Genomic DNA, 13,360 nt, shown 5'->3' with positions numbered 1-13,360 from the left:
GTGGCCCGAACGACAGTGTGCGCAAGGATCTCGCCAGAGGTTTCGCCATCGTCCGCAAGGATCCCGCCACTAGGCGGAGAAGGTGTTCCGGTACTCGGTGGGGGAGGTGCCGAGGATGCGGTGGAAGTGCAGGCGCAGGTTCGCGCCGGTGCCGAGGCCGACGCGGTCGGCGATCTGCTCCACGCCCAGGTCGGTGCGTTCCAGCAGTTCGCGGGCGAGGTCGACGCGGGCGCGGAGCACCCACTGCATCGGCGTGTAGCCGGTGTCCTCCACGAACCGCCGGGAGAAGGTGCGCGCCGACACCCGGGCGTTGCGGGCGAGGGTGTCGAGCGTGAGCGGTTCGGCGAGGTGCGCCAGCGCCCACTCGCGGGTGCCCGCGAACAGGTCGCCGAGCGGCTCGGGCACGCTCCGGGGGACGTACTGCGCCTGGCCCCCGCTGCGGTAGGGCGCCGCCACCAGTCGCCGTGCCACGTGGTTGGACAGGCCGACGCCGTGGTCGCGTCGCACCAGGTGCAGGCACAGGTCGATGCCGGACGCCGCTCCGGCCGAGGTGAGCACGTCGCCCTCGTCCACGAACAGCACGTTCTCGTCCACCCGTACCAGGGGATGCCGCTCGGCGAGGGCCTTGGTGTAGTGCCAGTGGGTCGTGGCCCTTTTGCCGTCGAGCAGGCCGGTCGCCGCCAGCGCGAACGCCCCCGTGGAGATGGCCGCGAGGCGGGTCCCGCGTTCGTGGGCCGCCATCAGCGCGCCGACGACGGCCGCCGAAGGTGCGGTGCCCGCGGGCTCCCGGTAGCCGGGGATGAAGACGGTGTCGGCGTCCTCGAAGGCCTCCAGGCCCTCCGCCACGTGGTACGACAGCCCGTCGCCCCCCGTCACCAGCCCGGGTGCGGCGCCGCACACCCGCACCTCGTAGGGCATGCTCGGCCGGCTGGAGAACACCTGCGCCGGGATACCGACGTCCAGCGGCTTGGCGCCCTCCAGCACGAGCACGACGACGCGATGGTTCTTCCCGCGGTTCAACGGGCCTCCTCCGGTTCTCCCGTCCGGTGGCGTGGCCGGCCACCACCGCAAGCATCCTGCCATCGGCCGCCCGGCGCCCGCCCGGCCCGGAGGCGGCGGTGAGGCGAACGCGGGATCTACGCGCGAAGAAATTTTAACATTTCATTGTCATGGACACTTCCATCAGGCCGGTTTCGGGGCTACCAAGTGGTAGTCAACTCTCCGCCCAGGGAGGTTCCGTGAGACGCACCACGTCGTTGTCGGCCCTGACCACCCTGATCGTCACCCTGGCCCTCGGCCTGTTGTGGACCACCCCGGCACACGCCGCCGGACCCGCCTACGTCGCGCTGGGGGACTCGTACGCCGCCGGCAACGGTGCGGGCAACTACGACAGCGCGAGCGGCAGTTGCCATCGGAGTCTCAGCGCGTACCCGTACCTCTGGAAGAACGCCCACGCCCCCTCGTCGTTCGCCGACACCTCCTGCTCGGGTGCGGTGACCACGGACGTGACCAACAACCAGCTCGGCCCGCTGAACTCCGCCACCGGTCTGGTCTCCCTGACCGTCGGGGGCAACGACGCGGGCTTCTCCGACGTCATGACGACCTGTGTGATCGGCTCCGACACCGACTGCGTCAACCGGGTCAACCAGGCGGAGAACTACGCCCGCAACACCCTGCCCGCCCGGCTGGACGCCACCTACAACGCCATCCGCGCCAAGGCCCCCAACGCCAAGGTCGTCGTCCTCGGCTACCCCCGCGTGTACACCCTGAACGTCCTGTGCGTCGGCCTGTCCGACACCAAGCACCGCAAGATCGACGAGGCCGCGGACGTCCTCGACGGTGTCATCGCCGCCCGGGCCGCCGCCCACGGCTTCGTCTTCGGGGACGTCCGGGGGACCTTCAACGGCCATGAACTGTGCTCCGGCGACGACTGGTTGCACTCCCTGGTGGTCTCGCCGAGCTGGGAGTCCTACCACCCCACCGCCAAGGGCCACGCGAGCGGTTACTACCCCGTCCTGAACGCCAACAGCTGACCGCCCGCCCTCCCGCACCCCGTGGGGCCGGCCCCGCCCGGCCCCCTCCGGCGACCCCGTACGGCCACGCCCCAAGGCCGGTACGGGGTCGCGTCGTTGCCGTACGCCGCCGTCGCCCGCCACCACCGGAAGGTGGAGGAGAGACAAAGTGGATGAGTGGCTGTACCACTCCTTGCGTACCGGACCCTCCCTTTGCCAGGCTTGGCGGGCCCGGTCCCGCGCTCCACGGCCGGGTGGTTCGCGCGCCTCCCTCGTCCCCCCCTCGCCATGCCGTGCTGCCCGCGCACGGCGGCTGACGACCGAACAGGATTCGGAATGTCTCTGACGCGCCGAAGAATGCTGATGGCGACCGCCGTGAGCGTGGTGACCGCCGCCGTCGCCCCGGGCGGCCTCGCCGGCCTCGCGGCCGCCGCCCCACGGACCACCGCCGCCGACGGTTCCGTACCGGGCCTGTCGACCCTGGACCGCACGCTGCTGCGCGGCCCGGACCTCGGATCCGGCTACCGCGGGATCGTCGCGGGGCCCGGCGAACCCCACCTCGTCCGCAAGGACCTGGCCAACGTCACCGCGCCCACGGTGACCCGGTCGCTGATCGCCTTCGCCCAGATGTCCGACCTGCACATCGTCGACGACCAGTCACCGCTGCGCGTCGAGTGCCTCGACCGGCTCGCCGACCACGGCCCACCGCACTACAACTCCTACCCCACCGAGTCCGCCTACCGGGCGCACGAGTTCCTGTCGACCCAGACGACCGACGCGATGTGCCGCGCCGTCCGGCAGATCGGCCGCGGGCCGCGGACCGGCGCGCCGCTGGCGTTCACCGTCGTCACCGGTGACGCCGTCGACAACTGCCAGTACAACGAGACCCGCTGGTACATCGACCTGCTGGACGGCAACACCGTCACCCCCGACTCCGGCAACCCCGCCCTCGACGAGAGCGTGAGCAGCGGACGCTTCGGCACCGACGTCCACTACTGGCACCCGCAGGCCCGGCAGAGCCCCGCCGACAACAACGAGCTGGCCGGCTTCCCCCTCGTGGCCGGCCTGCTCACCGCCGCCCGCAGGCCGTTCGCCGCCGGCGGGCTGCGCATGCCCTGGTACGCCGCCTACGGCAACCACGACGGACTCGTCCAGGGCAACGTCGCACCGGACGTCCTGCCGTTCGACCCCCTCAAGAGCATCGCCACCGGCTCCACGAAGATCACCCAGATCGAGGGCGTCCCCGACGTCTTCGACAACGGGCCCGCCTACTACATCGAGCTGCTGACGGACATCATCACCGGCGACTTCACCCTCGACACCGAGAAGGTCACCGCCGACCCCGCGCGACGCCTGCTGGAGCGGCGCGAGTTCGTCGCCGAGCACTTCCGCACCACCGGTGCCCCGGCGGGGCACGGCTTCACCTCCGGCAGCGACCGGGCCTACTACGCCATACCCTCCGGGCCCTCCGACCTCGTCCAGGTGCTCGTGCTCGACACCACCAACGCGAGCGGCGGCGCGAACGGCGCCCTCGACGAGGCGCAGTGGGAGTGGCTGGACGCACAGCTCAGGGCGAACAGCTCCCGCTACGAGACGGACCGCGCCAACGGCACGGGTCCCGGTACCGTCGTCACCCAGCCCGGGGTCAAGGACAAACTGATCGTCGTCTGCTGCCACCACACGCTCGACTCGATGGACAACACCGACGACGACTCGCCCTACAGCGGCGCCGACCTGCGCGACAAGCTGCTGCGCTTCCCGAACGTCGTACTGATGGTGGACGGCCACACGCACACCAACAACATCACCGCGCACAAGCCCGCCTGGACCTCCGCGCTCAGCCGCGGCTTCTGGGAGGTGAACACGGCCTCGCACATCGACTGGCCCGTGCAGTCCCGGATCGTCGAGATCGCCGAGGGCGGCGGCTACCTGTCGATCTTCACCACCATGGTCGACGCCGACGCGCCGCTGTCGTTCGGCGGGGACACCGGCACCCCCGCCGCTCTCGCCTCCCTGGCACGCGAACTCGCCGCCAACGACATCCAGTCCGTCGGCCGCGGCATCGACCTGCGGCGAGGTGCGCCCGCCGCCCGCAACACCCAACTGCTGCTCCCGCTGCCCTTCGCGCTGCCCACCGGCGCCGGCACGCCCGCACCCGACTGGCCCCTGCTGCAGCAGGGCCAGAGCGGCACCCGCGTCAGGGCGCTGCAGTACCTGCTGAACGCCCGCGGGACAGGGCTCGCCGTGGACGGTGTCTTCGGCATCACGACCGCCGCCGGGGTCCGCTCCTTCCAGACCGCGCGCGGTCTGCCCTCGAACGGCGTCGTGGGTCCCGCGACCTGGCAGCCGCTGGTCTTCGCGGGGCTGGGGCAGGGCGACTCGGGTCCCGCGGTCTCCGCCGTGCAGTACCTGCTGAACACCCGCGGAGCGGGACTGACCGTGGACGGAGTCTTCGGCACGGCGACGGACGCCGCGGTGCGCTCGTTCCAGTCCGCCCGAGGCCTGCCCGCGGACGGCACCGTCCGGACCGGTTCCTGGCTGAACCTGCTGGCGCCCTGACGGCCGCGGGCGCCGCCGGCGGAGCCGGTGTACGCGCGGCGGCCGGTGCCCGCACCCTCACGGGTGCGGGCACCGGCCGCTCGCCGGAGGCTACTTCAGGCCGAACGCCCGGATGACGGTCTGGGTGACACCGCCGCCATTGTGCTGCTTGGCGGTCACTCGGACGGACACGTGACCCGCCCGGGCCGGCGCGTGGAGCTGCGCCTGCCAGGTGCCGTCGGCCGCCTTCAGGGCCTGCGGCTGCCAGGAGGCCCCGTCGTCGTAGGACACCTCGAGCTCGACCGAGGAGACCGCGTCCTCGGCCGCGTCACTGCCGGGGACCACGGGCTTGACGGAGAACACCGACGTGCGCTTCGCCCGGCCGGCGAGGTCCACCTCCGTTCCGTAGTCGAGTTGGACCAGGGGGAGGGCCTGGTTGTCGGCTGTGCCGGACTGGAAGGTCCACTCGGTGTGCGTGGTGGTGGAGTAGGGGGTGACGTCGGTGTTCCCCCGCCCGTCGACCACGAGCCGGTAAGGAACCTTCCCGGGGGCCAGGTCGCCCACTCCGAAGTCAGGGACCGGGCCGCCCTGCAGCAGCTTCCTGTCTCCCTGGTAGAGGGCGAAGTCGCGTGACATCAGACCGGTGTCACCACTGTGGGCGGATCCTCCGTCACCGAAGGCGGTGATCGTTCCCGCGATGACGTCGCCGACTCGGTGGGGAAGCTGGAAGCTGAGCAGGCGCGGCCGGATGAGGGGGCCGAACCAGTGCTCGCTCTGCACGCTGCCCGGCCGGTAGCCGACGATGTCGGTGAAGGCAGACAAGCCGTCGGCGACGCCGGCGTACTGCTGCCATTTCACGCCGTCGCCCGCGGACACCCAGTCGGTGCGGGGGCCTGGTGCAACCGGTTCCCGCGGGAACGGCGGTACGCGCGTCATCCCGGGCTGATTGGCGTAGGGGTAGGCGGCCGGCCAGTGCTCGTACGACGGGCTGTCCTCCCGGCTCTCCTTGATCTGCCCCCCGGTGGGCGAGGTGAAGACGTTGTCGATCCGCGCGAGACTGCCGGGGTCCGTCGCCGCGGAGGGGTCGTCCGGTATGCCGCCGTGGTGGTAGTCGGCCAGGTCGTACAGGTACCGCGGAGAAGGATGGGCCTCGATCGCCAGCGTGGTCCTCCCCGGGGCCGTGATCCTCCTGATCAGGTCCGCGCCTTCGTCGACGGTGAGCGAGGCGACCGGAATGCGCCCGGCCGTGCCGTCCTGGTTGCCGTACCAGTCGCTCAGCCGGCCGTCGCCGTCGTTGACCACCAGGAGCATCGCCGCGCCCGCGGCGCGGGCGGCCGCCGCCCGGTCCGCCGGGGCCACCCACGCGTCGGCGCGGACGACCACGGCCTTGCCGCGGGCCGACAGGCCGGCGTAGTCGGCGGGCCTGCCGGTGCCTGCGAACACGGCCTCGACGCGCGAAGTGCCGTCCTGGAAGGGAGCGGAACCCGGCTGCACGAGTACGGTGTCGTCGAGGCTGCGCCCGCCGTAGGTGATCTTCAGCGGTGTCTGCTTGGCGCGGATCCTGGTGGTGAAGACGAAGCTGCCCTTCTTCACCTTGCCCTTGGACGGAAGCGCCCACAGGCTGTCGTACTCGGGCGAGAGCATGATGATCTCGTGCAGCGCCTGACTGTCCATGGGCGTGGGCTGCGACGAGGTGAAGGAGCGGTACAGGTCGATCCTGCTGGTGGTGACGGCCGTGGGCTTGGGCGTGTCCACCTTCACCTGGCGGATGCCCGACGCGTCAAGTTCCACCTCACGGTCGGACCTGAGGTCGACCTCGGGCGCGGTCAGTACGGCGTAGCCCAGCGAGTGCGGGCCGTTGCGTCCTTCGACGTCGAGGGTGGAGACGACGGTGTAGGAACCGGGGGCCCAGCGGGTGGTGAGCCTGCCGTCCGGGGCCCACATGACGGAGGTCGCCCCGTCGGCGCCGGTGATCTCGACCTCACCGCTCACGGGCTTGCCGGCCTTGTCCTTCAGGCGGACCGTCAGGTCGTACTTCTGGGCCTCGACGGACATCCCGACGGCCGTGTGCACGACGCCGGCCGCGGAACGCGCGGTGACCTGGCCGGAATATAGACCCGCCGCGAGACCCTTCGGGTCCGCGACGACCTCGACCGCCGCAGTGCCCCGGGCCGGGACCGTGACACGGTCGGCGCCCAGTGTGAACACCCCCGCGGGCGACGCACCGCGGTCCACCGCGAGTCGCAACGTGATCGCGTGTTCCGTGGTGTTGGTGTAGGTGATCTTCCGCTTGACCGGAGTCCGCTTCTGGTCCTTGCTCCAGCGCACGAGTCCCATGTCCACGGACCCGGTCGCCAGGACCTGGTCCCGCAGGTAGGCGGCGGCGACGTCCAGGCGGCCGGCGCCGGCCTGGTAGGGGGTGTAGGCGGGGGTCGGCGCGCTGGTGCTCATCAGCGCGTCCTTGATCTGCCGCCCCGTCCACTCCGGGTGCTTCTGGGCCAGCAGCACCGCCGCCCCGGTCACGTGGGGCGCCGCCATCGAGGTGCCACTCGCGGTGATGTAGTAGCCCTCACCCTCCGTCATGTACTGCGAGCGTGCGGCGAGGACGTCGACGCCCGGCGCGGTCAGGTCCGGCTTGAGGCCGTCGTCCTTCAGCCGGGGTCCGGCGCCGGAGTTCCAGGCGAGGACGTCGGAGGAGTCCACCGAGCCGACGGTGAGCGCGGCGTCCGCGGTGCCCGGCGCACTCACGCTGTAGGGACTGTTACCCGCGTTGCCCGCGGCGATGACGAACAGCGCGCCCGTCTCGGCACTCAGCTTGTTGACCGCCTGGCTCACCGGATCGTCCTGGGTGTGCCACGCCGCCGTGCCCAGGCTCATGTTGATCACCTTGGCGTGCTCGGTCCGAGCAGCCCATTCCATGCCGGCGATGATCCCCGAGTTGTAACCCGTGTTGTCGTCGCCCAGGACCTTGCCCACGATCAGGTCGGCGCCCGGGGCGACTCCCCGTTCCTTCCCTCCGGAAGCGGCGCCGGTCCCGGCGACGGTGGAGGAGGTGTGGGTGCCGTGGCCGTTGCGGTCGACCACCTCCTGGCCCTCTACGAAACTGCGGGACGCCACGACGCGCTTGAGCAGGTCCGGGTGGGTGGGGTCCACTCCGCTGTCCAGAACGGCGACCCGGACGCCGGCTCCCGTGCCACCGGCCTTCCACACCTGGGGGGTGCCGATCTGCGCGTTGGTCTCCGCCATGGTCGCCTTCGCCTTGGCGTCGAGCCACACCTCGTCGACGCCGGCGGCGAACGTGGGGGCGTCTGCATCGTCCGGGCTCTTGGCGGTCCGTGCCGCCGACCCGGCGGAGTCCTGCCCGGCCGGGTCGGTGAGCGCGTTCCAGAAGGTGGCGGCCTTCGACCGCTGGGCCCTGACGGCCGCTCCCTTGATGGAGGGAAGTTCCAGCGTGGCCGTCGCCCCCGGCAGAGCCGCACCGGACGGCGGCGCGTCCTCGCCGGCACCGCTCTTGCGGGCGGCCGCGCCGCCGGACTGGGTGATGATCAGGGGGAGTGCGCCGATGTGGGCGTCGTCGTAGCCCTGTGCCACCAGCTGCGTGATGTTGAAGAGCTGCCTGTCGAGCCGACCGGTCGCGATGTAGGCCATGGCCTGATCGGGATACACGTAGGTGTCGCCGTTCTCGACAGCGACACGGACCGACCCTCGGGCTCCTGCCGCGCGCTGCACGTCTTCCACCGACACCGCGCCGCGCGGCCCCTGAAAGGCCTTCACCTCGTCGCCGGTGATCAGCGTGACCGAGACCGGCTTGCGCTGCGAGTCGCCCTGTCCGGCCGCGGCGCCGGGCAGGGGCTGTGAGGCCGAGGCACTGGACGCCGCCGGAGCGGCTGTCAGGCCCGCGACCACAGCCGCTGCAAGCGGCACCGCAAATCTTCGGGATATAGGAAGCCGCACGTACCCTCCTGGGTTTGCTGATTGCCCCGAATTTGATCACCGATGGAGCGCGGATGTAAAGTGCTTGAATTCGCGCTCAATTGCCGCTAGCTTCGGTGCGGCTGTCGACCGCTATTCACCGGGTTTCCCCGGGCGTGGGCGTTGCCGTCCAGAGCCGGAGAGGCATGCACAGGCCTTGTTCCGCATCCTAATGCGGCTTCCTACAGGCAGAGTTGCGAGCCCAGCGCCGATGAACGGCCACCTGACTCACTGTCGCCCCCGAATGGAGGGCGATCGGCGGACGCACGCGGGCGGCTCAATCGTGCATGGCGGCGGGATTTCTTAACACTTGCGAAACCTGTTGGTGACGGTCCATGTGCTGAGTAATTCCGGATTCTCGATCGTTGTGCCGGATGGCGCAAAGGTGTGCGATGTCTGATGTGAATTCAGGGGAGACGCCGAATTGCGGTGATCGACCGTCATGTGTGATGTGCTCGACTCCGCCGTTGCCGCCCCGGCCGTGTCCGGTACCGCTGTCGTGGCCTCGGAGTCGTTCGCGGGCCGGGGGAGGGGGGTCGCGGCCCCTGCCGCGGACCTGACGCCGGCCCCGCGGTGAACGACGAGGGCGGGAGCGGAGTTCACTCCGCGCCCGCCCCTTCGCCCTGGGGGGATCAGCCCAGCAACTCCACCTCCGCCAGGGTCGACTCGGCGTCCAGGACCAGGCGGTACCGGGTGTAACCGCCCGGTGCGGCGACCGAGAAGGCCCGGGTCTGGCGGTCCCAGGTGAAGGACTCACCGGAGCGCTTGTCGAGGGTCGTCCAGTGCGTGCCGTCCGAGGAGCCCTGCAGCGTCCAGCCGGTGGGCGCCTTGGCGCGGTCCGCCGACGAGGTCAGCGTGTACTGGACGGCCTTGGTGCGTCCCTCCACCGGAAGGTCCACGGTCGTGACCGCGGCGTCCGTCGCCGAGGTGTTGTCGAACAGCGCGCCGTCGCCCTTGACGACGTCCGCGCGGGGCGCGGGAGCCTTGTCGTCCTGGGTGATCGACACCGGCGCCGCGTTCTTGCCGGTGCCCCAGGACGAGGGCTTCGGGCCCATGTCGAACTCCAGCACGCCGCCCTTGGCGAGCAGCGAGTGCGGCAGCGAGGTGGACTTCCAGGAGCGGCCGTTGACCTTGAGCCCCTGCACGTACACGTTGCGCGTGCTGTTCTTCGGCGCCTTGACGACCAGGTCCTTGCCGTTCTCCAGGTGGACGGTCGCCTTGGTGAACAACGGGGAGCCGACGGCGTACTCGCCGCTGCCCATCACCAGCGGGTAGAAGCCGAGCGAGGAGAAGAGGAACCAGGCCGACTGCTCGCCGTTGTCCTCGTCGCCGTGGTAGCCCTGCCCGATGTCGCTGCCGGTGTAGAGGCGGGAGAGCACCTCGCGGACGTTCTTCTGCGTCTCCCAGGGGCGCCCGGCCGCGTCGTACATGTAGGTCACGTGGTGGGCCACCTGGTTGGAGTGCCCGTACATGCCCATCCGCACGTCGCGCGCCTCCGTCATCTCGTGGATGACGCCCCCGTAGGAGCCCACGAACTCCGGCGAGGCGGTCTCCGGGGTGGCGAAGTACTCGTCGAGCTTCTTCGCCAGGCCGTCCCGGCCGCCGTACAGGTTGGCCAGACCGCGGCTGTCCTGCGGAGCGGTGAAGGCGTAGCCCCAGCCGTTGGTCTCGGTGTAGTCGTAACCCCACACCCGCGGGTCGTACTTCGCGGAGTCGACCCGCCAGTTCCCCTGGGCGTCACGCCCCTGGAAGAAGCCGGCCTTCGAGTCGAAGAGGTTGACGTAGTCCTGCGCGCGGTTGAGGAAGTACTCGGACTCCTCCTTGTAGCGCTTCTTGCCGGTCTTCGCGTAGAGGGTCTTGCCCATCTGGGCGATGCCGTAGTCGTTGAGGTACCCCTCCAGCGCCCACGACAGGCCCTCGTGGGTGTCGGTGCTCGTGTAGCCGAGGAAGGGCGAGGTGGCCATGCCCTTGCGGCCCACGCCCGACTGCGGCGGGACGACCGTCGCGTTCTTCACGGCCGCGTCGTACGCCGCTTCGGCGTCGAAGTCCACGCCCTTGACGTAGGCGTCGGCGAAGGCCACGTCCGAGGACGTGCCCGTCATCAGGTCCGCGTAGCCGGGCGACGACCAGCGCGAGGTCCAGCCGCCGTCCTTGTACTGCTGCACGAAGCCGTCGACCATCTCGCCGGCCTGGCTCGGCGTCAGGAACGAGTACGCGGGCCACGTGGTCCGGTAGGTGTCCCAGAAACCGTTGTTGACGTAGACCTTGCCGTCCACGATCTTCGCCCCGGTGTGGGTCGGGGTGTCGGGGCCGGGCATCGCGGAGAACGGCGACGCGTACTGGAACTTCGAACCAACCTTCTCGAAGCCCGAGTTCGGGTACAGGTACAGCCGGTACAGGCTGGAGTAGAGCGTCGTCAGCTGGTCCGGCGTCGCGCCCTCGACCTCGACGCGGCCCAGCAGCTTGTCCCACTGCTTCTGCGCGCGCGACTTCACCGTCTCGAAGGAGGTGCCGTCCGGTATCTCCTGGCGCAGGTTGTCCTTCGCCTGGTCGATGCTGATCAGCGAGGTGGCCAGACGCAGCGACACCGTGCGGTCCTCGCCCGCGTCGAAGCGCAGGTAGCCCTTCACGCCGCTCGACGTGCCCTCGGTGACGGGGGCGTCGAACTCGCCGTACAGGAACAGGCGGGTGGCGCCGGTGGACAGCCCGGACTTCACGTCGGAGTAGCCGGTGAAGGTGCCGGTCTCCTTGTCGAGCGTCAGGCCCGCCTGCTCGGTGACGTTGTCGAAGAGCACGCTCGCGTCGGCACCGGGGTAGGTGAAGCGCAGCACCGCCGCGTGGTCGGTCGGCGCCATCTCCGTCTTGAGGCCGTTCTCGAACTTCACCCCGTAGTAGTAGGGGCGGGCGGTCTCGTTCTCGTGCCGGAAGGGCAGCGCGCGTGCGCCGCGCGCCGTGTCCGGGGTGCCGGAGGCGGCGGACGGCATCACCTGGAAGGTCTGCCGGTCGCCCATCCAGGGGCTGGGCTCGTGGCTGGCGCTGAACGCCTGGATGGTGGGCAGGTTGTCCGAGTTGTTCGCCTTGGCGTAGTCGTACAGCCAGTTGAGGGTGCCCGCGTTGGTCACCGGCGTCCAGAAGTTGAAGCCGTGCGGGACGGCCGTCGCCGGGAAGTTGTTGCCGCGCGAGAAGCTGCCGCTGGAGTTGGTGCCGCGGGTCGTCAGCGCGTAGTCCGACTTGTGCGCCTTCGGCTTCTGCGGCGGCAGCGGCTTCAGCGCCACGTCGTCCAGCCAGCCGCGGAACTTCGCCGGGCCCTTGGGCGAGTCGTACGCCACCAGGATGCGGTCGACGGTCTTGCCGGCGGCGACCGATCCGATCCGCGAGGAGACGTCGTTCCACTGGTTCACGTAGAGGATCTTGGCCGCTCCCTGCCCCTGCGGGGTGAGGGCGAAGCCGTGCTGGTCGGTGGCGCCCAGGCGGCTGAGGTAGGTGCCGTCGGTGAAGACCAGGTCGACGGAGACGTTGGTGGCGTCGTAGTCGCGGTCGCCGTCCGCCATCGAGGGGTAGATCCGGTACGACAGCGCGGTGTCCCGGCGGACGGGCACGTCGACGTCGAAGACCTTGTTGTACGAGTACGCCGGGCCGTCGCCGGTGTGCCGGCCCGCGTACCGCAGCGCCCGCGTACCGGTGAAGCCGGCGCCCGACTTCGCCGTCGGGGAGCCGCTCGGGCCGCGGTCGACGAGCGTGAGCATGTCCTGCGGCACGGGGTCGCCGCTGCTGCCCGTCGACAGCTGCAGGTCGGCGAGCTGCGTGATGCCCGAGGCGCCGTTGTTCCTGGTGATGTCGATCCGGAAGCGCTGGTACTCGGCGGGCTCGGCGAGGTCGTACGACTTCGTCTGGAACCGCTCGGGGAAGGACTCGCCGGAGCGGGTGTCCAGGGTCTTCCAGTCCTTGCCGTCGGTGGAACCCTGCAGGGTCCAGTCCCGCGGGTCGCGTTCCGCGGCGTCGTTGGCGGACGTCAGCGCGTAGTTGACCACCTTCGCGGGGCCGTCGAGGTCGAACTCCACCCAGCCGGTGGGCTGGAATACCAGCCACTTGGTCCCCGGCTCGGCGTCGACGAGGTTCTCCTTGACCTCGCCCGAGTCCGCGTACTCGCCGTTGGCGCGGATGTCGGTGACGTGGTCGTTGAGGTTGCCGGGAATGCCGGTGCTGTAGCCGCCGTCCACCCCCGAGGCCCGCTTGGACCCGTCCGCCGCGGTGTCCACCGTGTTGCGCCAGTCGACCGCCGGATCATCCGACTCGAACGACGACGCGAAGGTGTCGACGCGCGGCTTGGTTTCGGGAACGGCGACCGCCGCTTGCTGCGTGGCCGCGGCCAGAGCGAAGGCGGTCGCCAACACGACCGCCGAGGAACTCCATCTGTGCCGGGCAGCTCTCTGCTGCATATGAGCGAGCACCCCTTCTGCGCCTAGACAACGTTGTCAAGTTCGCTTTGCAAGGGCTAGTAGGGGGTCAAGGCACCGGTGGTGTCAAGGGTGTTGGTGTGACTTTCGGACCGGCTGGGTTCGGTTGTCCGGTCATGTCCCGGCCCCTCGGCGGACGACGGACCTCGGCGCGGCCCGGACGGGACACCGTCCAGGGCCGGGAGCCGGCCTCCCGAGAGGGCGCCGTCCGATCCGGCGCGCTCGTTGTGACCTACCGTTTCGCCCGGCGCTTGAGCCTTCGAGTCGGTGAGCCGAGCGGGAGACCCGGTGGGCACGGCACCGAGCGGGGCCGGCGGGTCGCCCCGCTACCGTGGCGGGCAGGCGGCGCTCGAGCTGTCAGTGTCCGTCTCTAGGCTCAGC

At 70.4% G+C, this 13,360-nt stretch carries 5 protein-coding genes; 2 read left to right on the top strand and 3 right to left on the bottom strand.

Annotated features, from left to right (window positions below; all coding sequences use genetic code 11):
• Positions 1 to 69: 69 nt before the first annotated feature.
• Positions 70 to 1,020: a GlxA family transcriptional regulator gene (locus tag B085_RS0118750; RefSeq protein WP_018560112.1), complete on the bottom strand. Its 951-nt coding sequence runs from the start codon at positions 1,018 to 1,020 to the stop codon at positions 70 to 72.
• A gap of 218 nt (positions 1,021 to 1,238) precedes the next feature.
• On the opposite strand from B085_RS0118750, the gene B085_RS0118745 reads away from it, so the two are divergent.
• Both B085_RS0118745 and B085_RS42885 read left to right on the top strand, forming a co-directional pair.
• Positions 1,239 to 2,033 carry an SGNH/GDSL hydrolase family protein gene (locus B085_RS0118745; RefSeq protein ID WP_037731958.1) on the top strand — a complete coding sequence of 265 codons (795 nt, stop codon included), beginning with the start codon at positions 1,239 to 1,241 and terminating at the stop codon, positions 2,031 to 2,033.
• Between the two features lie 342 nt (positions 2,034 to 2,375).
• A complete protein-coding gene (locus tag B085_RS42885) occupies positions 2,376 to 4,571 on the top strand; it encodes a TIGR03767 family metallophosphoesterase (protein ID WP_158689764.1) in 2,196 nt (731 codons plus the stop codon).
• 90 nt (positions 4,572 to 4,661) lie between these two features.
• On the opposite strand, the gene B085_RS0118735 is transcribed toward B085_RS42885, so the two are convergent.
• Both B085_RS0118735 and B085_RS0118725 read right to left on the bottom strand, forming a co-directional pair.
• Entirely contained in the window at positions 4,662 to 8,474 is a 3,813-nt protein-coding gene (locus B085_RS0118735; RefSeq protein ID WP_234018600.1) for a S8 family serine peptidase, read from the bottom strand.
• A gap of 680 nt (positions 8,475 to 9,154) precedes the next feature.
• Positions 9,155 to 12,961, bottom strand: a complete 3,807-nt coding sequence (locus tag B085_RS0118725) for a GH92 family glycosyl hydrolase (RefSeq protein WP_199789218.1) — start codon at positions 12,959 to 12,961, stop codon at positions 9,155 to 9,157.
• Between the last annotated feature and the right edge of the window lie 399 nt (positions 12,962 to 13,360).

Origin of the sequence: Streptomyces sp. BoleA5 (assembly GCF_000373665.1) — a bacterium.
GTDB lineage: Bacteria > Actinomycetota > Actinomycetes > Streptomycetales > Streptomycetaceae > Actinacidiphila.
This window is presented reverse-complemented; position numbering and strand designations above follow the sequence as displayed.